Origin of the sequence: Bacteroides sp. AR29 (assembly GCF_900217715.1) — a bacterium.
Taxonomy (GTDB): domain Bacteria; phylum Bacteroidota; class Bacteroidia; order Bacteroidales; family Bacteroidaceae; genus Bacteroides; species Bacteroides uniformis.
Map to the genome: position 1 here is coordinate 155,398 of NZ_OBMS01000006.1, position 26,414 is coordinate 181,811.

The following is a 26,414-nucleotide window of genomic DNA, read 5'->3' on the forward strand; positions in this document are numbered from 1 at the left end:
CGGAAATCATTCTGTAATAGTCTGATTATCAAATTACTTTCACTTCTATTAGAAAGTGTAACTAAGATTGCACATAAATAAAGATAGATATAATCAGTATCAATAAAAAAGGATTGATAACACCAATTATTATTAGTAGCAATACTACTAGTATGCTCCATAGTACTAGTTTTCCATTATCATTCATTCTGTAGTATTTTTAAGTTATTAAAAAAGAAAGGACACCTAATAAGTAGATGTCCTCTCATTGATTAGCTTAGCCCAAGAACCAAGAATATTTATTATCCAGTCCTTGCAATACATTGTTCAGTCCAACACTTACCTCTGTAGCATTTACCCCACGTTGTAAATAGCTGTCTATGTAGCTGTTTTTGTTTGACTGTGTGAGTAAATTATGAAAATCAAAAAGGGATATAGCATTATCTTTCACTCCAAATACTTCATTTGTGTAATAATCACGACACACACTATTTATTTGGCTGTCAGTGATTAGAAGTCTTGGTATTGCTTTCTGTCTTGCTGGTGAAAGTGCCTGGTACATTCTCATTCTGCCTACCACTTGTGCAAACTGTGTTTCAGATAGATAAGTATCTGATAATGTCTGCATCAAATGTATTTCTTTGGCAGCATTGAAGCCGTTAAGCAATTCCAGTACATTTCTGTAAAGTTCATTGATATTGGTTACTTCCATGTTGAACCTCACACCCTCACCAGTAAGAATCTGATTAGAGCAAATTCTCATTCTCCAGCCAATAAAGACGGAAAACTTTTCTAAGCCTTTGGAAGAACGGTACAGATTCAAGTCACTGTAATTTCTTACCCCACCTATGCACAGTTCAAGTTTTTGTCCTCTTATCGTTTCAAAAATGGTTGGAACAGTAAAAGCAAAAGCAAGTCTTTGATAGAATTGTGTCTTTTCACATTCTAACAGTTCACTTGCTTTCTTACCAAGCGCGGACGGTATTCTGCCACGTACTATGTGTGAAACTCGTATTTCGGGAAAGCTCACCTTTTCACCTGCATAGAATGAACTTGCAGCCTCATGCACACAAGAAATAAAGTCTTGGTGTGAAATGGTTGATTCCAAGTTAGCCCAAGTAGGCACAACACATTTGTTTGCAAGTTCTTCCAGTGTGATAGAATCTGTATTGGCTTCCAAAAAGGTAACACTAGGCTTTGCAGTTTCTTCCACAATTATAGTAGCTTCTTCTGCATACTCACCTAAATTCAAAGTTCTTTTCTCTGTTGGCATGATAACTAAATTATTCATATTGATAAAAGTTTAAATGATTAATAATTCTTTTTTTATATCAATATACAGAGGGGGACTAAGTGGGTTGTGGGCACGAGAGCCAGTCACTATGTAATATTTTAGCTACTGACCTTTTTAATGGCGAGGGACGTAAAAATATAGTTAAAAGCAAAGATGGAAATATGAACAAACTCTTATTCGGACATTTTTTCAATGAATTTCGTATATTTGTATCATTAAAAATAATATCAATACTCAAAAAATGGAGAAAAGATGCTTAATAGCCCCAACAGAAGAAGAAATATTTGAAAGAGAACCCTTACTGAAGTTTTCTTTTTTTCTTTCGGAGCGAAATAATTGGATAAATTCAACAGGGATTGAAATTTTATCAAATTTGGATAAAGGCTTTTCTGATTTAAAAATAAATTCTGAATATATTGGGAAGGCTTCTTTCCTCTCTTGGTTCTGGACTTTAGGAGTATATGAGATTATACGTACAATTACTCAAGCCCAAGACTGTTTTTCTATTCAATTTATAGAAGCAATAAAGAAATTGAAAAAAGAAATTGAATTAGTTAGAATGCCCAGTGCGAAAATGGAAAAGAAAAAAAACGGAAAAAGAAAAATACCTGTAAATTCTAATAGATGCCATGACTACTGGGATATTGAAAAGAAGGATTTACTCATAGGAGAACCAGACAATCCTTTTTCTGTCAGACTTTTAATTAAACATTATGATAGTGTCTTTTCTTCTTTAAGAAAAGAAGATATCGTCAAAAGGCATGAAGAAAGTGATTTGTACTTATGCTATTAAGGAGCTTTTATAAGATGCCCTATATATCTGTTTTCTTGACTTTTAGCTAAACTGTATATAGGTGATTAGCTAGTTTAGTCAAGCATGACGGAATACTGTATATCTTCTTTCTTCTTGTTATTTATATTCAGCACTTTAGCTATATACTCCAAAGTTATTTCTTCGGAAGTTATTCTATTAGTTAGCAAACTCCTAATTTCTTCATCTTTCATATAAACCAGTTTACAAGCTAGTTCAGCAAGCAATCTGTTTCTTCTTCTGACACTGCCATCTTCCATTACTGTTATTTCATCGTTTCTGTCTGGTGGAACAACACCGTTATCAATGCACCAGTCATAAATAATATGATAGATTCTTGTATCTGTATCATCTTTCTTAAAATCTGGAATAATGGACTTGTTCAGTATCAGCAAACCATTAGTTATATATTTTATCTGTCCTGCATTGACTGCCATTTCCAGATATTTATTTAATGTCTTTGTATCAATGCCCAGTTTTTTAGAAAGTTCCGTTTTGTTAAGCCCATCCAGATACGGACTTTCACTTATATACTTGTTCGTTTCCTTTTTACATATTGTCTTTAATTTAAGCAAGAAGTTCTTTAATTTAGTTCGTTCACTGGCTTTTGCTATGTTCATATCATCATTAAAGAAACTGTTATAGATATAGAAGAAGTCTTCATTACATTTTGCCACATGATATTTATTGTACGTCTTGTAGCTTCCCTCTGCTATCACATTGTTACTTATTACTTTATCAATAAGATTCTTATTCTTCTTTAGCCTTTCAACGCTTCTTTTTACAGTGCTTAATGATATGCCTAGTTTTTCGGAAATCTCCTTTTCTGTAACATTATCCGCAATGGAAGTTTTATAATTCATCCTTGATTTTATATAGGCATATACTATGGCATCTTTATTATCTACATTATTAATGTCTTTTGTCAGTGTCGTATATTGTTGTTCCATTGTGCGCAAACGGTTGGTTATTTGATTCTTCTTGGTATATGTTATAAATCTCTCCGTTTTTCAGAGCCTTGTTGTATTTACGTGTCCCACCTAGATACCGCTTCAATTCCTTTCTGGTATTGAACAGTCTGTTGTTGTATATCATCATAATGTTACGTTTTTGTTATTAGTTACTTATCTACGAAAGCTCAAAATCTGATAATGAAGTGCGAAGCACTGAATTATCTAAGTTGTAATGTTAGTATTGTAGTAATGTATAGAGTATCATTTTTCCCCTATACTTGGTGTCAAATTTCCCATAGACTACGGTTCATTTTTCCTTAGTACCACTTCACTAAGACTATCTTTAAAAAACATCTGTAATTTACTTCCTTGTGTTATCTGGCTGGCTATATGTATGCCGGAATAGGTATTATGTGCTGTTTTTGATGCAGCCTTATAGAAAGGCTTTGGCTGTTATACATTTTGAGGTTGCCAATCATCCAGTTTAAAGTAGAATGTAATTCTACGCTTGTTTATCTGCTTCTTTTTCTTTAGAAAGCCGTTCATTTTAGCCCATATACCAACAGCTACCTTATTGCCGGTAATGCCATCCTTGAAAGCCATTTCCTTTAATTGTTCAAACGTGTAATACTCCATAATTGAATTGTTTTAGGTTGGTTTCATTATATACTGTAAAATCTATAGTGCTTGAATTACTCTAGGCAGTTCTGGATATACCCCTGCTCGTGGTAATTCCAATCTTTTTATCTCTGTACGATTATACTCACCTCTGGACGGTGTACCTAATCAAAGGAATACTTTCTATAGCCAGCTTACCTATATCGCTATATTGCCGTTATTTTCTTCTGTAAGCAAGCTAACAGACAAGAATAGTGACTTTATGCACTTCTTTTGTCAATAGTTTATATTTATGGCTATTGACGGATAGGCGATATTCGGAATAGATAGTTAAATGGTTGTATATTAGCGACTAGCGGATATATTGAAGTAGGTGCTATATAACTTGATTAGTAGGTAAAAAACGGCAATAAAAAAAGGCAGTCAGTTACCCGGTTGTCTTTGTGTCCTCTAGAGTATCAGATTCATTAGCTAGATAAGTGGTTACAGTAGTACTACTAGTGTTTTAATAGTACATTGATTTTAGTACTGGATTGGAATAGATTACTACTACTAGTTGATAAAAATGTCTTATAGTACTTTTTAGTATGTGGTTCATATTATGCCTAACAAGACGTTTTTGTTAATATATGATAATCTAATGGTGCAAAATTACCACACATATAGATATATTACATACCTTTGTAATGCTGATACGGCGGCATTTGCTTTAGCGGTAATTTTGCCGTATAACATTTTAATACATATTTATTATGAATCAGAATTTAAACGTGTCAGCTAAAACATTTGTACAGGTTATCAATGAAGGTCGCCAAAAGCAAGCCGATTTGTGTGGAAGGTGGTTTTCTGCTAAAGAAACTGGTGAACAGCTAATCCGAAAAGCGGAACAGTATCTGGAAGCCTATAGAAAGTATGTTGAATTTTTGGAGAAAGTTGTAAAACTGAATCCTAACGATTTGGATATGGAACTGAATCTTTCCAAATTTGATAGCATATTGCAGGATGCTTCACCAGAAGTTAGAGAAGCCTTTCTTTCCAAATACCGCAACTAATGTTTTAGGCTACTACTTCGGTGGTAGCCTTTTTAATTTATAAGGCATGAATATAACAGAATACGCAGAGAATTTATTTAATCTGGCATATAGCCAAGAAATGATAGATTTCATTACTAATCTAGGCGATACTAGTAGTGATGAATGGCGTATGAAAGTTACTGCCATACGAGGATATTACTTCTTTGTATTCTATAAGAATACTAACCAGTTCTTTATAGTAGGATATATGAGAAGAGGTAATAATACTACCGACTTTGTTTATATCAATTTGAATAATACCTTTATTCTATCGCAGCATTTGTTATCCAGATTCCGTAAAAGAGTAGTGGCAAATGGCATAAAGTATGATTTAAGAGGTCGGATGTTCGATATACTGGAACACTCCATACAGACGCTTATTAATATCAATGAAGAAATGTATCTATGTAACACTGGCATATCAGATAAATATAACGATAATTATTTTGCTTGGACTAAATTCGGACTAATACCAGTAATAAGATATAGCGATATTGTGTTTTGTGGTACTACGTTCATATCTGTAGATATGTTGAATGAGAAGCAAAAGGAGTTATGGGATAGTGTTCACTCCAAGTTGCTAGAACATAACTTATTGAAAGAATAACCAGTTTATCCTGCCACATTTTCCCACGTATTATGTAATGTATAATAGATAGTACTTTTGTACACTAAGTAACAAGATGGTTAAATAAATACTAAGAATATCCAGCCGGTGGCATGGGCTCCAATCTGATGAACCGGACGGCAGATATGCACCTCGCCGTCACGGGTGATGTAGAAATGATAACCGATATCGGCAAAGCCCCGTGCCAGATGACTGCGGCGAAGCGCCTCCACCGAGAAGTGACGGTCACAGCGCGTAGCGCTGCAATGAACTACCAGGAGGGTTACCTCCCGATAGTTCTGATAGAAACTGCCTGCTTTCATCCGGCTAACGGTTGATACAGGAAGTCAGGCCAAACACTCCGGCCAAGGTAGTGGCCACGGTAATAATCACTTTGAGGACAATGCCCCATACAGATTTTGATTTTGTTTTCTCACTCATAACAATTTGCAATTAAGGAATTAAATACTATGGTTAGCTGCATTTTTTAGACAGAAGAACATATTTATTTTCTCTCTTTTGTCTTTTCGTTTCATCCTAACGGATTTTCCCCCTGGTCTCCGTCCGAACCGCCTCCCGGGTTGCTGCCTCCACCGGCATCTTCACCCCCGCCAGTGGCTCCGGTCAGGTCCACGGTAGTCTTTCCGGCCTTCAGGGCTTTCACCACGGCACGGGCTGCACTTCGGGTTGCCACCAGATTGAATTCCGCCTCCTCCAGCAGCTCTCCAAAACGCTGGCCGCAGGTCCAGTTCACATTCAGCCTACGGATATGGATGGCAGGATTGAACTCCTTGGCAGAAGCCGCGCCGATACTGTTGATGCTGATGTAGAAACTCCCCAGGTCGCCCAACTGGATTTTTTGTCCGGCCAGCAACTGCTCCCGCATGCAATCCACGGACATGGTGAGGATAGCAACGATATCCGAACGCTTGTACACGCAGCCATGACTGGCTATATGCTCGGCAAAGCGGTTGATGTCCATCACTTCCGAATATTGCGCACTTGCGTACGCTTTTTTGGCAACCGTCTTATCGGTAGGATTGCCACGCATCACGATACTGTAGTTAATCATAAATTAAAAATTATAAGTTAAAAATTAAAAGATAGGGAGACGATACTAATCCCAGGGGCTTACGATTACTAATCTTCGCGCGTCACGATTACTAATCTTCACCCCTCATCGTCTGACAGAACAAAGATACGACGTACCTCCGGGCAGAATAAGAGATGCGGTGAAGTGATATGAAGGGATGTGGGAAAATGTGAGATTAGGTAAGATTATACCGGGTTCCGGCAATGGGTATACAGAAAAAATTCCGTACATTTACAGTGTATTAACCTGTTAAAGTATTGTTTATGAAGTACGTTGAAGACTACGAAAATATCCCCGGCAAAGAGTGGCCCGTCCGTCCCTATTACAAACGTGAACTGGCAGAGGCATACGCCCCCACCATTTCACCGGCATCCGCACTCAACCGCTTGTCCAAATGGATGAAGCTGAATTTGGAACTGGACGAAGCCCTGCGGCATACCGGCTACAAAGGCTCCCAGAAAATATTCACCTCCCTGCAGGTGGAACTTATATTCAGGTATTTAGGAAAACCGTGAAAGAATCAATCCCCCACATAGCGCGCCATGGCGCATTGGTTGCGGTAGATTTCATCCCCTTTCAGCTCGACCACCCGATAACCACGGCGGCCACCGGAACGGACAGCCTCATAGCCCTCCTGCTTCATCACCAGACCGAGGCGCGTGGGACTCAAGGGTTGCCGGATACCTATGTTGATATGTCCCAGTATCTGGGCATTGGTCAAGAACATGCACTCCTCGCCCGGCATGGGGCGGCGATAGTACACCTGAACGAGCTCACGCTCCAGGCAGGGCACCTCAAAATAACGGTTATGAAGATTCACGGCATCAATCTCCTCCTGCTCAAACCAGTAGTGGAAGCCGCTCTTCCAGAGGGCATAGCCTTGCGCATACACTCCGGCATAGTCTATGGGATAATCGAAAGGACTGTCTATGGAATCCACCTCGAAGGGAAGCCAACGGCGGTTGCCACTGAGGTCGTTGAGGAAGGTGACGTTGTTGCTCGTGCCGCAGAAGCTGGCTATATGCGGACGGCTCTCCTTGAAGTGCCCGTAGGCGGCACGCTCGTTCACGTCTGTCATGCCGGTGATGGCCTTCAACTGGCTGACCTGGGCAGAGGTCATCTCCTCCAGCTCTTCAAGGCATACCAGTGCAAACTCGGTCAGCGTAAAAAGGTCGTCCTTGCTGACGCGCCGGCTGTTGCTTTTCACATAAAAATAACGCTGAAGTTCGACAGGAAGCAGACGCTGCATCCAGGTAGTCTTGTAGATGCCCTGCTTACCGATGAAGACCAGAATCTCATGATTCACCACCTTGGTATCGAGCAGCGAAGCAATGGTGGCCACCAGCCACTTCTTGAAATAGATGCCGAAAAGCTTCTGGTCGTCCTTCACATGTACGCCGGCAGCCAGACGGGCAATAGGGTCAGTAGTACCGTCCCAAGCAGGCAGCCCCTCCAGATAGGCTACAAAGGGATTGAAAAGCGGCGTGTACTCCGAATCGAGCACGGAACGTATGTCCGCAATGCGGGCAAGCATCCCTGCCTTGTTCATGCGGCTCCACAACGTGTTGACGTAGCGGTCGGTCAGCTCCGCATACTCCTCTCCGCAGTCGGCCATCAGGACTTCGAACTTGCCGCTCACCGTATTTTTGCGGAACTTCGCCTGTTCGGAAAGGAACTGCTCGATATCTGCCACCGTGGCAAACTTTTCATCGTCCTCTCCCCTGCGGACAAGGGAGCGGATACCATGCTCCCCGGTATTCGCGTAGCAGGAGCCGATGACAGCTGCCACATCCCCGTCATAGTCGGGAAAGTGCTCCGCTGCCCAAGCGGCGGCTGTCTTCCGAGCCACTCCGTACTGGTTGAGCAGATAACCCATGCGCATCACATATTCGTTATGATGATGTTCACAATAACTCACTCCCTCCTCTTCCAGCAGGCGTTCGGCAGCTTTCACCACCTTCTCCAAACGTTTGTTGCGCTTTGTCGGCACAGCTTCGGAAGCGCCATCCTGCGGTTGGGGAGCAATCGGACTATCTTGCAAAACAAAAGAAGCGGCACTGGGATTGTAATATACATGAGGGTCGGAAGCCAGTCCACTGATACGGGTAGCATTCTTGCACTGCCCGTCGCTTTCGAAGCCCACCAGGCAGGAATAGTAGTCGTTGACTTGATTGAAATACTTGGCGTATTGCCGGAAGGCTTTTCCCTTTTCCGCTCCGTTCAGGTCATCGATGCGGCAGATGATACGGATGCCATGACCGCTGATGGTGGTGTAGGCCATCAATGTATACTTGTCGGCACAAATCAATGTCAGTGTGGCAGCCATCCGCTCGGGAGCGATATGGTCCAGGTCGACCAAGGTATAGCCGGTCCAGGCACAGATATGTTCGCGGGTCTTCCCACCTTCAAAGCAGACGGCAACAGCGAAGCAGGGACAGCCGGACTTCTCGCGGTCGGCATCCTTACGCAGGTCTTGCTGCAAGTAGTAGCGATGTTTCTCGGTGCGGTCTCGCAGGGCAGCGTCGCATTTAATGATGTTGACTATTTCTTCAAGAGAAGTTTCTACTGATTCTGTATCCGAATAGCCTCTGAAAAGGCTGATATTGCGGTGTTCCATAATTTACTGATTTTTGTTTATGTTTAAAATTACGACGCGAAGGAACGCATAAGTGCCCAGATACACAAGTCCGGTCGTTTCCACTACATGGAAATGATTTCGTTTGTTTTTATTATTGTTTAACAATTAAAAGAGTCAACATGACAAAGAAAGAGCCGGTGACACCGGCATTCGGAGCTTTTCTGAGCAAATGCCAGAAAGAACAGCTCGTTAACGGCAGACATCTGACCAACGAGACCATCGCCCAAGCAACGATGATGAGTACCAGAACCTACAACCTTTTAAAAAAGGGCTGAGCAACAACATCAACCAGATACATGCCATAACGCATTTCTGGAGGTCGTTCCCGAAAACAGACCAAGAAAGGGAGAGTTTTGAGAAAGAGGTAGCAGATTGCCTGGAGAAGGATTTGAGGAATTATAGAATCCACACGGGAGTCTTGAAACCTTAACCTCACTCGAGGCCTTGACACTTGTGGCACCCTTTTTCCAATACTCCCTATTAGGCTAATATTTATCACACACAAACGATACAGGTCTGTGCATATTGATAATTTGTCTCGCGCGCGTAACGGATATTTATGTTTAAGGGGTGACACAGGTGTCAACTCGGGAAAAAACAAGAAAAAGAATTAGGAAAAGAATAAAAAAAGAATCTAATACAAGATAAATAAAAAACTTTATCTACCTTTGGACGTTGAATATAGAAAAAACTACAATGGCAAATAATTATATATCTGATTTAACAACTCCTGAAGCGATTCAAAGGATTTGGGAAAAAGGTATTATCGTAGACGGATATAATGCGAGTTTATATCGTCAGGATTTTGCCGGAGCATGGATTTCCCGTGAAGCTTATGGAGATACCGACAATATTTTGGGATGGGAAATAGACCATGTATATCCTGAAGAACTGGGAGGTGGAAACCACATAGAGAATCTACGTCCCATGAATTGGAGAAACAACCGCAGCAAAGGAACAGACTATCCACATTACACCGCAGTTGTTACTTCCGAAGAGAACAAGAACATATACAGAGATACAGCTTGTACGGTAAGCGACGCTTTACAAACTACTTTACAAAAACTATATAATATATGATAGCACGCATTCTAATCCGGCAATTGTATGACACTTACAACTATGATATTCAATTTCCGGAAAATCAGCGCGTAACAATTATTACCGGTCCTAACGGATATGGAAAAACTACATTCTTAAAAATAATCAATAATCTACTAACCTGTAATTTTTGGTTTTTCTATCTTCTGAAATTCAAGGAAATTCAAATATTCTTCCGAAATGGAATGAATATATCCATACAAAAAAAGAGAATCGAGGCAGAAGACAACAATCGTGAAGACAGAACGCCCGCTTCACTAAAAGAAAAAGTTTTTTTCCGTTTAAACGCCAATGAAAGTGATGAAGCTTATATAGAAGAATTTTCTCTTTCTTATTCAGACATACTCCGTTTAAGGCGACAGCTCCTCCCTACCCTGTCATACAGACAGACTGAAGAATATGATATAGAAGAACTGTTAAACAAAGAATACAATATAGATTCAGATATTTCTATCTTGGAAAAAAGTAAAAATATCCGGATGTTTTTGCAAGAGCGGAAATGCTCTTTTATAAAAGAGCAACGGATTATCGCTTCTACACAACATTCCGGTTATGATGGACGAAGAAGATTATTAAATCAATTTGAAATCGACGATATTGCCGCACAACTGATAAAAGAGTTCGCAAAGCAACAAATGGAGTTCGCATCAGAAAGCCAAAAAATAGACAGCACATTCATCAAACGCTTAGTAGAAGGAACATATAATAAATACAAAGAGGCAGAATTTCAAGAAAAGCTATCAAAATTAAAAGCAAAAATCAACAATTACAAAGAATACGGATTGATGCCCCAAATTGATATTCTGGAAGAATATCCCGAACATTTACAAAATGTGCTCTCACTCTACATTGATGATATGGAGCAAAAAATGTCTTCATTTGATAAATTCTATAAGCAACTTTCCCTTTTTGACCGTTTTGTCTCAGGCAAAGTCCTTTCAAATAAGAAAATCAAATTAAATGAAGTCAAAGGGGTCAGCGTAATAAACGATAAAGGGGAAGAAGTTCCACTCCGCAAATTATCCAGCGGAGAGCAAAATTTGATTATCTTGTACTACAAATTGGCTTTTTCGACTGATATGCGTACCGTATTGCTAATTGATGAACCCGAAAACTCATTACACATGGCATGGGTCAGCCAAATGCTTGAAGACTATCAGAAAATGGCAGAAGAATTAAAATGCCAAATTATTATAGCCACCCACTCCCCTGCTTTCATCAACGAACATTGGGATATATCCTGTGACCTATACACAAACAACGAAGAGAACAACCATGCAGAATTTGCAGAGTGTAAATAATCCTATAATAACAGCCAACCAGTATCTGCTGGAATGGAAGACGCCTTCAAAAGCTCACAAGACATTAATCTTGGTGGAAGGAAAAGACGACCGAGAGTTCTACTATAAATTCTTTCAAGATTCGAATAGCGAAATTAAAACAAGTGGCGGTTGCGGAGCTTTTAGAAAAGTCTATAATTGCCTGCAAGGAAAGATAAAGAATATTGCCATCAAAGACAGTGATTTTGCCCGTTTATGCCACATTTTTCCCACAGAGGATAATATCTTTTACGCTGATGCACACGATTATGAAATGATGTGCCTGAAAAACGAAAGCACCCGTCAGGAGATATTTGAAAATCTGGCTATAACATACAATGAAGATTTATGGAAACAAATCTTTCAAGAACTAAATATTCTTTCCTATTTTAAATGGTACAACTACTGTGAGCATTTAAAATATAATTTCAAGACATTTAGCGTTGAAGGGCTTTCTTCCGAGCAATTAAAAGATTTCGAATATATACATACACAAATTCTTCCGAAATCCAATCCAAACAGAATTATTACAGCTAATGACATTGAATCATTTCAAAGAGACCACTCCCCTTGTTGTGAATATGAACTGACTAATGGACATGATTTCATAAAACGTTTCTGCCATCATCTCAAAGCCGGCAACTTAACCCATAGGCAAGAAAACGAAAACAGCATTCGAAACAGATTGCACCCATGTTTCCGTTTAGAAGCATTCGTTCAAACGCAATTATATCAAGATATATTGGATTGGGAGAATGCCAATGGAAGCAATATATTGAAAAGGCCCAATTAGTATAATAAATGGATACCCTTTCTATTTTCTAACTTGACGCACTTTGCTAACTGACGTACTTTTGTGCATATTGATAATTTGTCTCGCTCGCGTAACATGTATTTGTGTTTAAGGGGTGACACAGGTGTCAACTCGGAGAAAAAAACGGAAACAATTAGGAAAAGCGGAAGGAAATTTGTTTCTTTGCAAGAAAGAAAAACAGAATGACTGGCAACATAGAAATCCATATAGAAAATATTGGTCCTATACGCGACTCTCGAATAGAACTGAAGCCATTTATGGTATTCTCCGGTGAATCGGGAACGGGAAAGAGCTACACCGCATTGCTTGTGCACTACATATACAGAGTGTTGTGCAACAATGACATGTCTGGCTTTTTTGCAGAGAACAATGCCTCGTACGACAAGCATAAAGAGCAATTGCCCGATGCAAACCAAGGCGTACTCTATGAATTCACGTTGCAAGAATTTGAAACATGGTGTAACCGGTCTGCCATCAAATACGTGGGAAAGATGCTTGGATATTATGCTTTAGAAGGAAAAGTTTCCATCAAATTCAACGGATTATCAACAGACCGATACAAATTCACCTATGCCAAAGAAGTGCTGGAAATGGATGGAGAGATGAAGTATTACGATACTGTATCAATAAATAATGACTTACCCCTCCGCCTTCCTTATAATTCTACGGAATGGGATGGAATTCCTTATATGTTTCTTTTCACCGAATATATAAAATCAATATTCGGAATCAACCAAAGAAGCACCTTCTTGTTGCCGCCCTCACGCGGGGGAATCGTCTGTCTGAACGACATCGGCAGAAGCGCCCTGACCGGAATGTACAAAGAATTCATGTGGGACTTATCCAGCCTTAAGACAGCATCTCCGGGAAATGAGGCAACGAATGATTACGGTTCTGTTTTGAGTCGGACACTGATAGACGGAACAATCAACCTCCATAACAATGACTTGTACTACGAACAGCAACCTTACGGAGAAATCCCCATCATGGCCGGTGCAGCTTCCATCAAGGAACTCGCTCCTTTTGCCATCATGCTCCAAAAAGGATTAGTAGGCGACTACTCCATTATGTTTGAGGAACCGGAAACCAACCTCCATCCGGAACTCCAGATAAAAGTAGCAGACATATTGGCCCAACTTTTGCATAAGGGATGCCGTTTTCAAGTGACCACTCACAGTGATTACTTTCTCCGCCGGATAAATGACCTTCTCCGCTTGGATTTGTTGAAGGACAGGCTCGACAAGGATGAATACGAAACCTTCTGCCATGAACATCACTATAATCCGGAAGTAACTATTTCATCGGAACTTGTAAAAGCATACTATTTCAAACGCAACCCGGACAAGACGGTAAGTATAATAGAGCAGGACACCCAAAGTGGAATACCTTTTGACACGTTCCGTTCAGTATTGGAAAACCAACTGACAGACAGTTCATACGTTTACGACAAAATATGCGAACTGAATGGAGCAGCTGATTAAGGAATATAATGAAATATACCCCACCTATGCTTCAAATGGGGTTGTAGAGCTAAATCATACTTTTGACGAAGCAAGCAATAGCGGCAAGCCCAACACATTCCAACGTCTGACCGTGAACGGAATGAACGGCATTGTCATCCCAAACGTAATCGTGAAAGACAACACCTCCATTTTTAAAAAAGCAGGTTCAAAAGCCATTTTGAAAGATGACTGCGATGGAATATTCTTCACAGAACACGGTGGACAGAAATATATTTATCTATGCGAGTTGAAGAGTTCTTTTTCCACTCAACAGATAGCCAAAGCCAAAGACCAAATTATCGGTTCATACCTCAAGCTCCATTCTTTATTGAGTTTGTTGCAGTCGTACAACCCTGAAGAATGGATTATAAAAGGAATAATCGCCTCTTTTGCACCGGACACAGAACAACAAGCTCTCCTCTCAAGGCAAAAAGAGGCAGGGAATAAAATTTGTAATTTATGCTACAACCTCCATAGAGACAAAAAATATTGCATGCCGGAAAGCAATTGCAAGAAATTCTATTCCCCGATGAATGTACCGGAACTGACATTGCATTACGTTCCCGTACCAGACAAAAAAGCAAACTTTACAGTTGACTTCAAAGAGCTGGTGTAAGCCCCGACAACACCATGCCTTAATATTTCACGGAAGAAAAATTTAATCTCAATAATTATCTCATGATTAGTAACACCTGTATTCACAGGCGGTTAACTGTCATGAGGCGTTATGAGAGACTTACGGTCGAAACATACTAAAAAAGATATTTTTAGTATTCAAATACACGAATTCACCACTGATGACAAGCAGCGATTTTTTAGTACTTATATCACTATCCTATTAGCCATTGTTTCTACGGCAATAGCTGATAATAGCAAGCATACAAGCGCTTGTTTTTGATTCATTTATTTACAACGACAAAAAAGATTTCATGTTAGCATCTCAAAGAATCATTTTTAATACAAGTATCATGTATGCCAAGACGGTTCTCACTTTGGGCATTACACTGTACTCAACAAGAATTATATTAAACGAATTAGGAGAGAATGATTTTGGCATCTATAATGTAGTAGCAGGAGTCATTGCTATGCTCTCTTTCCTTACCCATGCCATGTCTCAATCTACACGACGATATATGTCTAATGCCATTGGAAAAAAAGACATCGAACTACTTGCTACCATATTCAAGTCCAGCATAAAAATTCATTTGATTTGGGGATGTGCGTTTGTCTTGCTTCTTGAGGTATTAGGAGTATTCTTGTTCAACGGTTTTTTAAATATTCCACCTCACAGATTATCAACCGCCTATTTCGTATTCCATTGCATGGTAGCCAGTACATTTTGTTCTATTACGGTCATTCCCTATGTTGCTGCAATAAATTCGCATGAAGATATTTTTGTTATCTCAATCATATATACATTAGAATCTTTTGCTAAGTTAGGGATAGCTTTCTACCTGCAATATACCCTTCATGACAAGCTTATAGTTTATGGACTTTTATTGGCAACAATATATTGCATCGCAACTTTAATATACAGATGGTATTGCCATACACATTACAAAGAAATACATATTAAAATAAAAACGAACAAAGACACCACTAAGGAACTCGTTAAATTTTCCTTTTGGACTGTCATAGGCAATGCCAGCAGAATAATATCCACACAAGGCTCCACTATTCTCTTGAACCTTTTTGGTGGAACTGTAGCCAATGCCGCCTATGGCATAGCCAACCAGGTTAACGGACAAATGAGCTTTTTCTCGGCCTCGCTACTGCAAGCCATAGAGCCACAAATAATGAAAAGCGAGGGAAACAATGATACTCATAGAATGAAAAGGCTAAGCCTACTAACCTGCAAATTATCATTCTTTCTAATCTCATTTTTCAGCATCCCTATTTTTTGCAAGATGCCTTACATTCTGAATTTATGGTTAAAGGATGTACCGGAATACACCGTAATCTTTTGCAGAATTATCCTATTGACAGCTCTGATGAGCCAAATTACGATGGGACTTCAATCTGGAATATACGCCAAAGGGCGTATCAGAAATTATCAGTTAGTCATGAGCATAATACAACTCCTCTCATTACCACTGGCTTTCATCTTACTAAAAGCAGGATTTCCTGTAGAAATCATTCTATATTCACTCCTAATGGCCGAAACCGCAATGGGCATATCCAGAATTATTCTTGCTAAACATCTCATTCACATAAAGATAGCAATACTGATAAAAGAGATGTTATTGCCTTCTCTGGCTGCATGTATCGCAACTTTTATAGCTGTAAACTATTCCTCTTCCCTATTCATGACAGATTCCATATTTACATTCTTAATGCTATGTCTTGAATCGTTTTTAGTATACAGCTGCTTATTTTGGATAATTGTGCTGAACAAAAACGAGAAGCAGTCATTTGTTAAATTATTAAAGAACTATTCATTTCTAAAAAACGAAGTCGTGCATAAACACAATTTTTGCACAAAAAAAGAAAATACAAAAAACATCTGAAATGAGTCTACAAATCAGTATTTACGATAAAATAAATTATTACCTGCTAATAACAGGTCTGATATTTGGTGTTATTTTTTACGATTTCATAGGAATAAGATTCGGATTCACATACATAGACGAATTTTTTGTCGCCATATTAGCTATGTACAGCATATTAAGAAGAAGATTTTCAAAGGATTTTTTCATTTTCATAGGAATAGCCCTATTTTATCTGCTATATTCTTTCATGTATCCTATCAATACCCATCAAGCCATCTTAACAGATTTTCTTATACAAATAAAACCTTTCATTGCCTTTTATTGCGCATATAATTTAGGAATATACATATCACCCCGATATTACAAACGCACCAGACAGCTTTGCATAATATCTGCCATAGCAATGATTCCCGTCGGTATACTGGGTGAAAGCTTTATGATGTCAATAGAACTTCATCCTTCTCGCTTTGCCACTATCATAACCATTCTCGGAACACTGTACTATTATTGCTCCCGTCAAGATAAACATGCCCGTAATATAGCTGCAATCATTTGGAGTATAGGGCTTTTTAGTTTAAAAGCAAAGTTTTATGGATTCTATGTAGCCGCCTTATTTCTTCTTTTCATTTATCCTAACAAAAAGTTTAAATTATCTCCCCGTATAATTATACTGCTTACAGCATGTTTGAGTATGGTCATATTTATTGCATGGGAAAAAATATCATATTACTACATTGCAGGAGCACAAGCAAGCAGCATATATGCACGTCCCTATCTATATATGAATTCCATAACGATTCTAAATGATTATTTTCCATTTGGCAGCGGTTTTGGCACTTATGCAACCCATGCTTCGAGCCAATTCTATTCTCCATTATATTTCAAATACAAAATGTACTTAAACTATGAAATAGGAAATAAACGATTCCTTTCGGATACTTTCTTTCCATCATTAGCCCAATTCGGTTATATAGGAATAACGCTATTCACGCTATTTTGGTATCGCATATTCCAAACCGGCAAAAAATTAAGGAATTTCAAAATCATATTACTTATCATTTTCTTCTTTGTTTTTGAATCTACATCAGATGCAACCTTTACACAAAACAGAGGAATATATATGCTAATTCTGCTGGCAATGTTCTTAAACAAAGAAAGATATTTAAAAGCAATTCAGAAGAAGAAGATATAAAATAACTGCAAACAACAATGTCTATCAAAACACTAAAACAACAATTACGTTCTGACTTCAGTATATACAACACCCCTACACTCTCAAAGAAAACATCAAAAGCACTAATCAAAGCGCTTAGGGGGGGGGGTAAAATATATTTACTATGTGATATTTATTCCTGAATACAAAGTTGTATTTTGGATGAGAATCGTCTCGTATTTCAGGCAAAAAAAAGCGTTCTTTATCATCTATTTATTAGCGAAACTAATGCACTATCATTATTATAATAAATATGGTATAGCACTCCCCATCGGACAAAAAATTGGTACTCCATTCATGATAGGTCACATACCAGGCATCATTATCAATGGCAATGCAACTATTGGCAATAATGTTTTAATAATGCAAAATGTCACTATTGGAAGCACACGAGGCAAAGGTGCGCCAAGAATAGGCAACAACATACTACTGTGTGCCGGCGCAAAAATAGTAGGAAATGTCAACATAGGAGACAATGTAGTAGTAGGAGCAAACGCAGTTGTTGTTCATGACATACCAAACAATTCTATTGTAGCAGGCATACCGGCAAAAGTCATAGGGAATGACCCCGAAAGAATTTTGAAATTCTATTTACCAAACTATAAATAATTATCAATCATGATTCCAAAAATTATCCACCAAACAGCAAAAAACAAAAAGCTCTCATGGGAAGAGCGAATGCTAAGAAAACGTGCTATGAAATTGATGCCCGACTATGACTTCAAACTTTATGACGACCAAGAGAATAGAGCCATTGTTGCAAAGCACTTTCCTGAGTACCTTTCAAAATACGACAACATCAACAAAGGCGTTGCCAAAGCGGACGTTATTCGCCTGATTTACATGTATTTATGGGGGGGGTACTATTGCGATACCGACTACAAATGGTTAGCCTCTCCAGACAAATTCAGCCTGAATGAGTGTATTTGCATTTTACCAATTTCAAGAGGACAAAAAGATAATATAGAGTGTTTGGGAAATGCGGTATTCGGTTCTGAACCGAAAATTGAATTTTGGAAAGACTTTATCGATTACTTGTTTCAAGATAGCGAAATTTCACAACTACAAGAAAATAGAATTGAAAAAGTAACCGGTCCGGAAGGACTTACCAAGTTTTTCTTGGCCAACAGAACCAAGTACCCATACATCACCCTCCCGCAAAGCAATATGTTTCACCCACGCCTCAAAGGAGTATCCGCATTAACAGACAGTTCAAGCATCGGGATTCACCACTGCTGGTCATCCTGGAGAAGCGGTAGTTTCAAAGACAAATTAAAAATATACATCAAACGAAAAATCACAGCTATTAATTAAAGCCTATGACAACTCGTAAAGATATTTATCATAGAATAGAATGGATTGACCAATGTAAAGCCTACGCCATCTTCGCCATGGTGTTTGCTCATTGTGGAGGCAGGATGGTGAATGCCGATGCGCAAACTGACCACTGGATTCATCTATGGCACATGCCACTGTTCTTTATCGTCAGTGGTATGGTGCTGAACGAAAAGAAGTGGATGGGGTGGAGCAACTATGGTCGCTTCGTGAAGAGCAGGCTGAAGACCCTGATTCTCCCCTTCTTATTTTGGGGAACAGTGTGCAATGTATGGATTTATCTAATTCTCAATTATTTACACATGGGGGGGGGGTAAATCCGCAGATTTAGGCCTGATGCTTGAAAAATATTACAATTTCCACGTAACGACCATCAGCGCCACGGGATGGTTTCTACCGGCCATATTCTTGACAGAACTGCTGTTTGTAGCAATGGCCAATGTAATAGGTGCCGGCAAGCGCACGACAATCTTCTATCTTGCATTGGTAGCAGCGGGACTTTTCTTCCTCGACTTCGACCGAACCCCACTGCTGTTCTCGCTCGACGTGGTGCCTTTCACTATAGCTTTCTTTGCATTCGGCTTTCTCTTCAAGCAACAGCTGACTGCAAACAAGCGTTTATCCCCTATCACGGTGATTGCACTGGCGGCAGCAGTGGCGGCTTGCTACTGGCTACCGGTGGAAGCCAACATCCGCGTGTGCCATTACAGCCCACGGTATATAGCATGGTTGGTCTGCCTGCTGGTGAGCTTCGCCTTGATTTACATCATAAAGAACAGCGAAGCCCTCATAAAACACTTTCCGGGTTATAAATGGATAGGTGAAACGGGCAAAAACACGCTGGTCATCTACCTGTTGCATGGAGAGATTCTCCGTGTATTACCCTTTGGAAGCATCGCAATAAACAGCCCACTTGCAACAACCGCCTGCCAACTGATGGTTACGGCAGGAGTAGTGGCACTTTGCCTACTGGCTGCACACTTCATCAACCGATTCCTACCGTGGAGTCTCGGAAAATTCTAAGAATAAGAACACAAAACCGATAAATGAATGCGAAATAGAAAAACGTCTTCTTGAAGCACTGTAGAAATAATGCAGGAAATTAGGAAAAGCAAAGTGAAATTCGTTTCTTTGCAAGAAGAATAGTTTCAAAATAACAAAATGGCGTTTACAGAACAAGAAAAACGGGCAGCTTGGAACAAGGCACGCGAAGTGGACGGGTATGATAAGAATATGTTCAGAAAAGACGCGTGCGGCGCATGGATAGCTTGGAGCAAATATGGCGCAAGAGACAATGATTACGGATGGGAAATAGACCACATCTACCCAGTGGAACGTGGTGGAGACAACCATCCGGAAAACTTACGTGCCCTTCACTATCGAAACAATACGAGCAAGGCCGATGATTATCCATCGTATATGGCAGCCGTACAAGCAGATAGCAATAGAAACGTGGTTTACGAGCGCCCGCTGACAGTAAACAAAGCCAAACAAAAGAGGCTATCCGACATTTATCATATAGACTGATAATACATCAAAATCTCAATAGAGTATGCTTCGTTCGTTACATATCATTTCATTATTCGGCATCTATACTTACACCATAGACTTTGCCGACTCTCAAGGCAAAGGTTTGAAATTCATTACCTCCCCAAACGGGTATGGGAAGACAACTCTTTTAAATCTAATTCATGCTTTTTATTCACAAAATTGGAGTTTATTTTTGCAAACCCCTTTCAAGAGTATCACCTATACGCTTGACGAATGTGTTATCCGAATCACCCGACTTCAAAACAATGAAGAGGAAGAGAATTCTGATGAAGAACCGGGCTATGACAAATACATGGAAGTAACCATTCTTTCGGCAGACGGACAATCCCCCATCGAAAGTATCAGATATGACTTGGAGAAAGAAACGAAAGAACAAGAAAGGCACAAGCAAGCAAGCAACTCTTTATTACAAATGTATTCGAACATACAGCCGTGCTACTTCATCCATGACAACCGCTTGCATAAAACAAACACTCCTCTCTTAATAACCGAAGCGAACTCCAAAGAGCAAACTTCGATTACAGCTGATGCAGAAGACTTAACAGTCAAATTGGCTGAAACAAGAAACGGGATTTCGCAAATGACCACGGATTTGGAATTCACTGTCTCCATAAGCCGTGAAGAGTATCAAAGTGCCACGAAAGAGCTAGCTGAGTTCAATGCCCTATTAATGAAATACGGGCTAATGGAAAAAAACCTTATCACGGATTACCGAGAAGACAACGCCTTGTACTTAGGTGCCTTGATTAAGGCTCTTCGCGCAGCCCAAAAAAAATATGGTTCTTTTGTCCAAAAGTTAGCACTGTTTGAGAGAATTATCATCCGAAGCGAATTAGCATATAAACAGATGGAAATCCATCCACGCTATGGTTATCGGTTCATTGCCGAAAACAAGGAGCGAACCATTTTACGCTCAGATACCTTGTCCTCGGGCGAACAGCATCTGATAATCATGACCTATGAACTATTGTTTAAAGCTCCGGAAGAGTCGCTGATACTGCTTGATGAACCTGAACTTTCGTTTCATTTCCTTTGGCAATCCAATTTTCTGAATAACCTGCAAGACATTCGCGAACTGCGCCCTCGACTGCAATGGATAATCTGTACCCACTCTCCACAGATATTCGGAAGAAAATGGGATTTGTCTGTAGACCTCTATGAACTGCAACAGCACAAAGATTCAGTAGAATGAACACTTTACAAAATTCTATATCCGATACCGGCACCGCCTATACCGTTGACACCATATTGATGCAACAGAGGACACCAGCGGCAGCCACACATACATGGATAGTGGCAGAAGATATAGATGACGTGCGAGTGTATGAAAAACATACGGACAGAAACAAAGTCAGCGTACTTCCGTCAACCGATTATCCGGCTGGTGACAAAGGATGCGAACACGTGGAGAACATTGTAAGCCTCGTCTTGACTTCATATCCCAACGCTCATGTATTGGGTATTCGAGATTGTGACTACACACGATACGAAATACCGGAACACATCCATCCTGCGAATATCCTTGCGACAGACGAACGTGATGTGGAAATGATGTTATTCAATGCACCTTCCGTCCGGAATTCTCTGATGGATTGGTCAGAAAAGTTACTCCCGAATCTGAATTTGGCTATTTCCCATACCCGGTTTATGGGTTATCTTAGGATATGCAACCATGTCTGCAAATTGGGATGTAAATTCAAGAAAAAAGTAAAACTATCCGGGACATGGGATGACAATACGCATCGTTTTTCTGAAGACTGGCAAGAGACTCTGCTGCAAAGATTCATGAGTAATTGTGGCAACGAGGAACCGATGCTATACATCACAAGCAAAGAAGACCTCAATGATTTTATCAATGGCTGGGAACTAGAAAAAGAACCTTGGGGAAATATTTGCCAAGGGCACGACACCGTCTGGACTCTTTCTGTCCTGATGAAAAAAAACAGCATCTTCAGCGAAACAAGCATCATGAAACGCATGACCGAAAGTTATTCCACAGAGGATTTTAAAAGAACCCAACTCTATTCCAATATAGAATCATGGGCTGTATTGAAAGGAGTCGGCATCCTAAAATAGTCATTTGATTTCTGCAAGTTGTTTAACGCAGAAAATCAGATTGTTTTGCAAAATTTTCAAATCAATATCACATATGAATGTAGCAATTGTTGGCACCGGTTACGTCGGCCTGGTGTCCGGTACCTGTTTCGCGGAAATGGGAGCGCACGTCACTTGCGTGGACGTGGATAAAACAAAAATAGAATCATTGCAGAACGGTCAAATACCTATTTATGAGCCGGGGCTGGACGAAATGGTAGCCCGCAACCATCACGAAGGGAGACTGAACTTCTGCACCGACCTGACTTCCTGCCTGGACGAGGCAGACATCGTGTTCAGTGCCGTGGGGACACCGCCCGACGAGGACGGAAGTGCGGATTTAAAGTATGTACTTGCCGTAGCTGAAAAATTTGGTCGTAACATCCGGAAATATACCATCCTCGTAACCAAATCGACCGTTCCGGTAGGTACGGCAAAAAAGGTGAAAGCCGTTATCGAGGAAGAGTTGAAAAAACGGGGAGAGAATATTCCGTTTGACGTAGCAAGTAACCCGGAGTTCTTAAAAGAAGGCTCGGCCATCAAAGACTTCATGTCTCCCGACCGCGTAGTGGTGGGAGTGGAATCGGAGAAAGCCAAAGATGTGTTAAGCAAACTCTACCGCCCGTTTCTACTGAACAATTTCAGGGTGATTTTTACTGATATACCCAGTGCGGAAATGATAAAATACGCAGCCAACTCCATGCTTGCCACCCGCATCAGCTTTATGAACGACATCGCCAACTTATGCGAACGAGTAGGCGCCGATGTAAACATGGTGCGCAAAGGTATCGGTTCGGACAGTCGAATAGGCAACAAGTTTCTCTATCCCGGATGCGGCTACGGGGGCAGCTGTTTTCCAAAAGACGTGAAGGCCCTGATTAAGACTGCGGAGCAAAACGGGTATTCTATGCAAGTGCTGGAAGCTGTGGAGAAAGTGAACGGACTACAGAAAGAAATTCTCTTCAACAAACTGGACAAACACTACAACGGTGAACTGAAAGGTAAGACTGTAGCCATCTGGGGATTGGCTTTTAAACCGGAAACTGATGACATGCGCGAAGCGACCGCACTAATCACCATACAACAACTGATTGAAGCAGGATGCAGGATAAAAGTATTCGACCCTGTAGCAATGGACGAGTGCCGGCGGCGCATAGGCGAGCGAGTGACGTATGCCACCGACATGTATGATGCCGTATTGGATGCAGATGCCTTATTGCTATTGACGGAATGGAAACAGTTCCGCCTGCCCAGCTGGGGCGTGATAGCCAAAAGCATGAAGACTCCTTTGGTAATAGACGGGCGAAATATCTACGATGCCGAGGAGATGAGAGTACACGGATTTGAATACTATTGCATCGGTAGATAAATGATGAAAAAACAAATACACTTGGTAATTGTACGCTCAGGCGGCAGCATCATCAATTTCAGCTCTTACAACTGCCAGGAACTGGGTTTGGCAAAAGCATTGAGTAAAAAAGGCTGGAAAGTAAGCATCATACTGGCCGGGCACACTTATCGTGAAGAACGAATAGAAATAATGGGGGGCAAAGAGGTAACCGTCTACTCCATGACCTTCAAGGCACTAAACCAGCAACTGGCACAATTTGAAGGTATGGAAAGATTGCTGGAAAAGCTGCATCCCGACTTGATACAGATTCATGAATTCGGCATGTGGATGTCGTTCACCGTAACGCGATGGGCACAAAAGCACCAAGTAAAGACCTGCTTGATTCAAGGCAGCTATCGCCCCACACAAAAACCGATATTCAAGCAACTTGAACTGCTGTTCAACGCTACTTTTGGGAAATATGTACTGAACCGCGTTCAAGGCATAGGATATAAATCTCCGCAAGCTGAAAAGTATATCCGCCAATACACCGGCAAGAAATGCCTACCTACCTATATAGGACTGGATGAAGAGCGTTTTTACCACACAGAAAGCAAAGAGTGGAGAAAAATGCCGGAAACAGAAAACAAGCACCTATTACTTTATGTCGGTACTTTGGAGAGCAGACGAAATCCTCTTTTTCTGCTCGACGTGATGGAACGCCTGCCCGACAACTATCTTCTGATGATTGCAGGCGATGGTATCCTAAAAGAAAAATTAAAAAAAGACATCCAAGACAGAAATTTGGAACAAAAATGTGTCATACTCGGCAAGCTAAGACAAGAGGAACTTCCTGCGCTCTACAAAGCGTCTGATTTATTTCTGTTGGCTTCGGACTACGAAATATACGGCATGGTGATTCTTGAAGCGATGTACTTTGGCACACCGGTCATCAGTACTCTAACAGCAGGTGCTGAAGTCCTGATTACATCCGGAGAAGACGGAATGATTATCCCAAACAAAAAAGCCGACACATGGAGCCACGTCATTGCAGAACTCTGTAACGACACAACAAAGTTGACAGCCATGAGCAGCCGCGCTTCCAAAAAAATAACGGATGAACTGGTTTGGGACAAAGCGTCCGAAAGGTTTATTGAACTCTATAATAATATAACAGAAATGAAAACAAAAGGCTTCTACCCCCATTGATATTTGTTAATGATACATATCCCGATCACTGGCTTTCTTGGTGAATACGCGCAAAGACAGAAGCTGTCGAACTTCCATCAGGCACAATGCTGATTGGCGAATATGATAGATACAAATAATGAGAACAAACTAATATACAAAAGCACAATTATGAAACAAAAAAAAATACTGCTGGTGACTTATGACATTTCTCCTTATAAGGGCAGCGAAGCATCGGTCAGCTGGAACTATGTGTTCAGCATGCAACACTATCACAAGCTGACAGTGCTCTATGGCAAAGGAAAAGAAGACATAGAACATTACTTGCAAACCAATAGTATGAAAAATGTGACATTCTACAACCTTTCACCACTGCCTACTACAGGAAACAAACTGGCACACCATATCAGCTACAACCTAAACTACATGAAATGGCAGAAAAACGCATACCATCAAGTTAAGAAATGGCTAAAGGACGGAAGAATAGACATTGTGCATTACCTGAATCCTATCGGATTCAAAGAACCAGGCTTCCTATGGAAACTTCCCATACCCTATATATGGGGACCTTTACAAGCAGTGGAAAACCGCCCTCTTTCCCTTTTCCCGGCATTAAGCTTTAAGGAAAAAATCAATGTGCTATTTAGGAGAATTGTCCATAATGGGGCTTTTGTTCTGCTGCCTCGCGTCCGCCAAGCCATGCACCGGGCAGATTATCTGTTTGCAGCCACACCAAACACTGTACGGATGATAAAGAAATTCTACGGTCGGAAAAGCTTTTATCTCCCCGAAAACGGTATCTTACAGATGAACCGCACGCAGCCCATTGAACGCCAAAAGGAAGAGATATTGCAAATAGTCTGGATTGGCGCCCTCTGCCCGCGCAAGGCACTCATCATCCTACTGGATGCACTGAGCCACACACGTAGCCGCCAATGGCATTTGGATGTCATAGGGGTGGGTAATTTATTTCAACAATTAAAAGAGAAGTCCGAGCAACTGGGTATTGACTGTCACATCACATGGCATGGAAGTATCCCTCGCACAGAAGTATTGCAACTGATGAAAACAGCACATCTGCATGTCATCTCATCGCTGGGCGAAGCCACTACCACTGTACTTTGGGAAGCTATGTCGTGGGCAGTGCCTACCATGACTCTGGACCACTGCGGCATGGCAGGCGTGGTGTGCGAGAAATGTGGCATTAAAATTCCCATACATTCATACAAACAGGTAGTAACAGATATGGCCGAACATATAGATTATCTGATAGAGCAGCCTGAGATAATCGGTCAATTGTCACAAGGAGTTATAGAGTGTTCGGAAAAATTCATGTGGAGCAACCGGATAAAAATATTCAATGAGGTATATGAAAGAATCTGCAACAAATATTCTATTCATTAATAAAAAAC

At 40.5% G+C, this 26,414-nt stretch carries 28 protein-coding genes and 1 pseudogene; 22 read left to right on the forward strand and 7 right to left on the reverse strand.

Features of this window, described 5'->3' with window-relative positions; all coding sequences use genetic code 11:
* Positions 1–256: 256 nt before the first annotated feature.
* Positions 257–1,270 (reverse strand): DUF3871 family protein, encoded by a 1,014-nt coding sequence (locus CSD97_RS05850; RefSeq protein ID WP_098032073.1) that lies wholly within the window; start codon positions 1,268–1,270, stop codon positions 257–259.
* 244 nt (positions 1,271–1,514) lie between these two features.
* Between CSD97_RS05850 and CSD97_RS05855 the strand changes: the two genes are divergently transcribed.
* Positions 1,515–2,066, forward strand: a complete 552-nt coding sequence (locus CSD97_RS05855; protein ID WP_057098145.1) for a hypothetical protein — start codon at positions 1,515–1,517, stop codon at positions 2,064–2,066.
* A gap of 74 nt (positions 2,067–2,140) precedes the next feature.
* Here CSD97_RS05855 and CSD97_RS05860 read toward each other — a convergent pair whose 3' ends face one another.
* Both CSD97_RS05860 and CSD97_RS05870 read right to left on the reverse strand, forming a co-directional pair.
* Positions 2,141–2,947 (reverse strand): winged helix-turn-helix transcriptional regulator, encoded by an 807-nt coding sequence (locus CSD97_RS05860; protein ID WP_098032110.1) that lies wholly within the window; start codon positions 2,945–2,947, stop codon positions 2,141–2,143.
* 543 nt (positions 2,948–3,490) lie between these two features.
* Entirely contained in the window at positions 3,491–3,673 is a 183-nt protein-coding gene (locus tag CSD97_RS05870) for a hypothetical protein (RefSeq protein WP_032581841.1), read from the reverse strand.
* A gap of 734 nt (positions 3,674–4,407) precedes the next feature.
* On the opposite strand from CSD97_RS05870, the gene CSD97_RS05875 reads away from it, so the two are divergent.
* Together CSD97_RS05875 and CSD97_RS05880 are read left to right on the forward strand one after the other, a co-directional pair.
* On the forward strand, positions 4,408–4,707 hold the full coding sequence (locus CSD97_RS05875) for a hypothetical protein (RefSeq protein WP_005837374.1): 300 nt from the start codon (positions 4,408–4,410) through the stop codon (positions 4,705–4,707).
* Between the two features lie 46 nt (positions 4,708–4,753).
* Positions 4,754–5,335 carry a hypothetical protein gene (locus tag CSD97_RS05880; RefSeq protein WP_005837373.1) on the forward strand — a complete coding sequence of 194 codons (582 nt, stop codon included), beginning with the start codon at positions 4,754–4,756 and terminating at the stop codon, positions 5,333–5,335.
* Between the two features lie 101 nt (positions 5,336–5,436).
* On the opposite strand, the pseudogene CSD97_RS05885 reads toward CSD97_RS05880, so the two are convergent.
* The 3 genes and pseudogenes from CSD97_RS05885 to CSD97_RS05890 form a co-directional block, all read right to left on the reverse strand.
* Positions 5,437–5,658: pseudogene (locus CSD97_RS05885) on the reverse strand (N-acetylmuramoyl-L-alanine amidase); the annotation flags it as partial.
* Between the two features lie 4 nt (positions 5,659–5,662).
* Complete coding sequence (locus CSD97_RS18825) at positions 5,663–5,776, reverse strand: smalltalk protein (RefSeq protein ID WP_005828021.1); 114 nt, start codon at positions 5,774–5,776, stop codon at positions 5,663–5,665.
* Positions 5,777–5,867: 91 nt separating this feature from the next.
* Complete coding sequence (locus tag CSD97_RS05890; RefSeq protein ID WP_005828019.1) at positions 5,868–6,407, reverse strand: hypothetical protein; 540 nt, start codon at positions 6,405–6,407, stop codon at positions 5,868–5,870.
* A gap of 284 nt (positions 6,408–6,691) precedes the next feature.
* Here CSD97_RS05890 and CSD97_RS05895 point away from each other — a divergent pair, with 284 nt between their 5' ends.
* The gene (locus CSD97_RS05895; RefSeq protein ID WP_005828017.1) at positions 6,692–6,943 is read left to right on the forward strand and encodes a DUF4248 domain-containing protein; all 252 of its coding nucleotides are present in this window, start codon (positions 6,692–6,694) and stop codon (positions 6,941–6,943) included.
* A gap of 5 nt (positions 6,944–6,948) precedes the next feature.
* Here the strand turns inward: CSD97_RS05895 and CSD97_RS05900 are convergent, their stop codons facing one another.
* Entirely contained in the window at positions 6,949–9,045 is a 2,097-nt protein-coding gene (locus CSD97_RS05900) for a BT4734/BF3469 family protein (RefSeq protein WP_022401530.1), read from the reverse strand.
* Between the two features lie 140 nt (positions 9,046–9,185).
* On the opposite strand from CSD97_RS05900, the gene CSD97_RS18900 reads away from it, so the two are divergent.
* The 18 genes from CSD97_RS18900 to CSD97_RS05985 all read left to right on the forward strand — a co-directional run bounded on the left by CSD97_RS18900 (position 9,186) and on the right by CSD97_RS05985 (position 26,406).
* The gene (locus CSD97_RS18900; RefSeq protein ID WP_005828011.1) at positions 9,186–9,341 is read left to right on the forward strand and encodes a hypothetical protein; all 156 of its coding nucleotides are present in this window, start codon (positions 9,186–9,188) and stop codon (positions 9,339–9,341) included.
* Positions 9,342–9,762: 421 nt separating this feature from the next.
* The gene (locus CSD97_RS05905; protein ID WP_087332630.1) at positions 9,763–10,146 is read left to right on the forward strand and encodes an HNH endonuclease signature motif containing protein; all 384 of its coding nucleotides are present in this window, start codon (positions 9,763–9,765) and stop codon (positions 10,144–10,146) included.
* On the forward strand, positions 10,143–11,468 hold the full coding sequence (locus CSD97_RS05910) for an AAA family ATPase (RefSeq protein ID WP_087332631.1): 1,326 nt from the start codon (positions 10,143–10,145) through the stop codon (positions 11,466–11,468). Before CSD97_RS05905 ends, CSD97_RS05910 begins: the two co-directional genes overlap by 4 nt.
* Positions 11,443–12,279: a DUF4435 domain-containing protein gene (locus CSD97_RS05915; RefSeq protein WP_098032074.1), complete on the forward strand. Its 837-nt coding sequence runs from the start codon at positions 11,443–11,445 to the stop codon at positions 12,277–12,279. The genes CSD97_RS05910 and CSD97_RS05915 overlap by 26 nt, the downstream gene beginning before the upstream one ends.
* A gap of 203 nt (positions 12,280–12,482) precedes the next feature.
* Positions 12,483–13,781 (forward strand): AAA family ATPase, encoded by a 1,299-nt coding sequence (locus CSD97_RS05920; RefSeq protein ID WP_098032075.1) that lies wholly within the window; start codon positions 12,483–12,485, stop codon positions 13,779–13,781.
* The gene (locus tag CSD97_RS05925) at positions 13,765–14,418 is read left to right on the forward strand and encodes a hypothetical protein (RefSeq protein ID WP_098032076.1); all 654 of its coding nucleotides are present in this window, start codon (positions 13,765–13,767) and stop codon (positions 14,416–14,418) included. Before CSD97_RS05920 ends, CSD97_RS05925 begins: the two co-directional genes overlap by 17 nt.
* Positions 14,419–14,731: 313 nt before the next feature.
* Positions 14,732–16,309: an oligosaccharide flippase family protein gene (locus CSD97_RS05930; protein ID WP_098032077.1), complete on the forward strand. Its 1,578-nt coding sequence runs from the start codon at positions 14,732–14,734 to the stop codon at positions 16,307–16,309.
* 1 nt (position 16,310) lies between these two features.
* A complete protein-coding gene (locus tag CSD97_RS05935; RefSeq protein ID WP_098032078.1) occupies positions 16,311–17,483 on the forward strand; it encodes a hypothetical protein in 1,173 nt (390 codons plus the stop codon).
* A gap of 183 nt (positions 17,484–17,666) precedes the next feature.
* Positions 17,667–18,113: a serine acetyltransferase gene (locus tag CSD97_RS05940; RefSeq protein ID WP_098032111.1), complete on the forward strand. Its 447-nt coding sequence runs from the start codon at positions 17,667–17,669 to the stop codon at positions 18,111–18,113.
* Between the two features lie 9 nt (positions 18,114–18,122).
* Positions 18,123–18,818: a glycosyltransferase gene (locus CSD97_RS05945; protein ID WP_098032079.1), complete on the forward strand. Its 696-nt coding sequence runs from the start codon at positions 18,123–18,125 to the stop codon at positions 18,816–18,818.
* Between the two features lie 5 nt (positions 18,819–18,823).
* A complete protein-coding gene (locus tag CSD97_RS19185; protein WP_098032080.1) occupies positions 18,824–19,156 on the forward strand; it encodes an acyltransferase in 333 nt (110 codons plus the stop codon).
* 19 nt (positions 19,157–19,175) lie between these two features.
* Positions 19,176–19,862, forward strand: coding sequence for an acyltransferase family protein (locus tag CSD97_RS05955; RefSeq protein ID WP_098032081.1), 687 nt, complete (start codon positions 19,176–19,178; stop codon positions 19,860–19,862).
* A 138-nt stretch (positions 19,863–20,000) separates the two neighbouring features.
* Positions 20,001–20,366, forward strand: coding sequence for an HNH endonuclease signature motif containing protein (locus CSD97_RS05960; protein WP_098032082.1), 366 nt, complete (start codon positions 20,001–20,003; stop codon positions 20,364–20,366).
* A gap of 25 nt (positions 20,367–20,391) precedes the next feature.
* Positions 20,392–21,582: an AAA family ATPase gene (locus CSD97_RS05965; RefSeq protein ID WP_098032083.1), complete on the forward strand. Its 1,191-nt coding sequence runs from the start codon at positions 20,392–20,394 to the stop codon at positions 21,580–21,582.
* Positions 21,579–22,466, forward strand: coding sequence for a DUF4435 domain-containing protein (locus CSD97_RS05970; RefSeq protein WP_098032084.1), 888 nt, complete (start codon positions 21,579–21,581; stop codon positions 22,464–22,466). The genes CSD97_RS05965 and CSD97_RS05970 overlap by 4 nt, the downstream gene beginning before the upstream one ends.
* 73 nt (positions 22,467–22,539) lie before the next feature.
* Positions 22,540–23,853: a UDP-glucose/GDP-mannose dehydrogenase family protein gene (locus CSD97_RS05975; protein WP_098032085.1), complete on the forward strand. Its 1,314-nt coding sequence runs from the start codon at positions 22,540–22,542 to the stop codon at positions 23,851–23,853.
* The gene (locus CSD97_RS05980) at positions 23,854–25,023 is read left to right on the forward strand and encodes a glycosyltransferase family 4 protein (protein ID WP_098032086.1); all 1,170 of its coding nucleotides are present in this window, start codon (positions 23,854–23,856) and stop codon (positions 25,021–25,023) included.
* Positions 25,024–25,173: 150 nt separating this feature from the next.
* The gene (locus CSD97_RS05985; protein WP_159461925.1) at positions 25,174–26,406 is read left to right on the forward strand and encodes a glycosyltransferase family 4 protein; all 1,233 of its coding nucleotides are present in this window, start codon (positions 25,174–25,176) and stop codon (positions 26,404–26,406) included.
* Positions 26,407–26,414: the final 8 nt, after the last annotated feature.

Excerpts from the sequence above, each read along its gene's own strand:
- CSD97_RS05850 (WP_098032073.1), bottom strand. The coding sequence starts at position 1,270 with ATGAATAATTTAGTTATCATGCCAACAGAGAAAAGAACTTTGAATTTA.
- CSD97_RS05855 (WP_057098145.1), top strand. The coding sequence starts at position 1,515 with ATGGAGAAAAGATGCTTAATAGCCCCAACAGAAGAAGAAATATTTGAA.
- CSD97_RS05860 (WP_098032110.1), bottom strand. The coding sequence starts at position 2,947 with ATGAATTATAAAACTTCCATTGCGGATAATGTTACAGAAAAGGAGATT.
- CSD97_RS05870 (WP_032581841.1), bottom strand. The coding sequence starts at position 3,673 with ATGGAGTATTACACGTTTGAACAATTAAAGGAAATGGCTTTCAAGGAT.
- CSD97_RS05875 (WP_005837374.1), top strand. The coding sequence starts at position 4,408 with ATGAATCAGAATTTAAACGTGTCAGCTAAAACATTTGTACAGGTTATC.
- CSD97_RS05880 (WP_005837373.1), top strand. The coding sequence starts at position 4,754 with ATGAATATAACAGAATACGCAGAGAATTTATTTAATCTGGCATATAGC.
- CSD97_RS18825 (WP_005828021.1), bottom strand. The coding sequence starts at position 5,776 with ATGAGTGAGAAAACAAAATCAAAATCTGTATGGGGCATTGTCCTCAAA.
- CSD97_RS05890 (WP_005828019.1), bottom strand. The coding sequence starts at position 6,407 with ATGATTAACTACAGTATCGTGATGCGTGGCAATCCTACCGATAAGACG.
- CSD97_RS05895 (WP_005828017.1), top strand. The coding sequence starts at position 6,692 with ATGAAGTACGTTGAAGACTACGAAAATATCCCCGGCAAAGAGTGGCCC.
- CSD97_RS05900 (WP_022401530.1), bottom strand. The coding sequence starts at position 9,045 with ATGGAACACCGCAATATCAGCCTTTTCAGAGGCTATTCGGATACAGAA.
- CSD97_RS18900 (WP_005828011.1), top strand. The coding sequence starts at position 9,186 with ATGACAAAGAAAGAGCCGGTGACACCGGCATTCGGAGCTTTTCTGAGC.
- CSD97_RS05905 (WP_087332630.1), top strand. The coding sequence starts at position 9,763 with ATGGCAAATAATTATATATCTGATTTAACAACTCCTGAAGCGATTCAA.
- CSD97_RS05910 (WP_087332631.1), top strand. The coding sequence starts at position 10,143 with ATGATAGCACGCATTCTAATCCGGCAATTGTATGACACTTACAACTAT.
- CSD97_RS05915 (WP_098032074.1), top strand. The coding sequence starts at position 11,443 with ATGCAGAATTTGCAGAGTGTAAATAATCCTATAATAACAGCCAACCAG.
- CSD97_RS05920 (WP_098032075.1), top strand. The coding sequence starts at position 12,483 with ATGACTGGCAACATAGAAATCCATATAGAAAATATTGGTCCTATACGC.
- CSD97_RS05925 (WP_098032076.1), top strand. The coding sequence starts at position 13,765 with ATGGAGCAGCTGATTAAGGAATATAATGAAATATACCCCACCTATGCT.
- CSD97_RS05930 (WP_098032077.1), top strand. The coding sequence starts at position 14,732 with ATGTTAGCATCTCAAAGAATCATTTTTAATACAAGTATCATGTATGCC.
- CSD97_RS05935 (WP_098032078.1), top strand. The coding sequence starts at position 16,311 with ATGAGTCTACAAATCAGTATTTACGATAAAATAAATTATTACCTGCTA.
- CSD97_RS05940 (WP_098032111.1), top strand. The coding sequence starts at position 17,667 with ATGAGAATCGTCTCGTATTTCAGGCAAAAAAAAGCGTTCTTTATCATC.
- CSD97_RS05945 (WP_098032079.1), top strand. The coding sequence starts at position 18,123 with ATGATTCCAAAAATTATCCACCAAACAGCAAAAAACAAAAAGCTCTCA.
- CSD97_RS19185 (WP_098032080.1), top strand. The coding sequence starts at position 18,824 with ATGACAACTCGTAAAGATATTTATCATAGAATAGAATGGATTGACCAA.
- CSD97_RS05955 (WP_098032081.1), top strand. The coding sequence starts at position 19,176 with ATGCTTGAAAAATATTACAATTTCCACGTAACGACCATCAGCGCCACG.
- CSD97_RS05960 (WP_098032082.1), top strand. The coding sequence starts at position 20,001 with ATGGCGTTTACAGAACAAGAAAAACGGGCAGCTTGGAACAAGGCACGC.
- CSD97_RS05965 (WP_098032083.1), top strand. The coding sequence starts at position 20,392 with ATGCTTCGTTCGTTACATATCATTTCATTATTCGGCATCTATACTTAC.
- CSD97_RS05970 (WP_098032084.1), top strand. The coding sequence starts at position 21,579 with ATGAACACTTTACAAAATTCTATATCCGATACCGGCACCGCCTATACC.
- CSD97_RS05975 (WP_098032085.1), top strand. The coding sequence starts at position 22,540 with ATGAATGTAGCAATTGTTGGCACCGGTTACGTCGGCCTGGTGTCCGGT.
- CSD97_RS05980 (WP_098032086.1), top strand. The coding sequence starts at position 23,854 with ATGATGAAAAAACAAATACACTTGGTAATTGTACGCTCAGGCGGCAGC.
- CSD97_RS05985 (WP_159461925.1), top strand. The coding sequence starts at position 25,174 with ATGAAACAAAAAAAAATACTGCTGGTGACTTATGACATTTCTCCTTAT.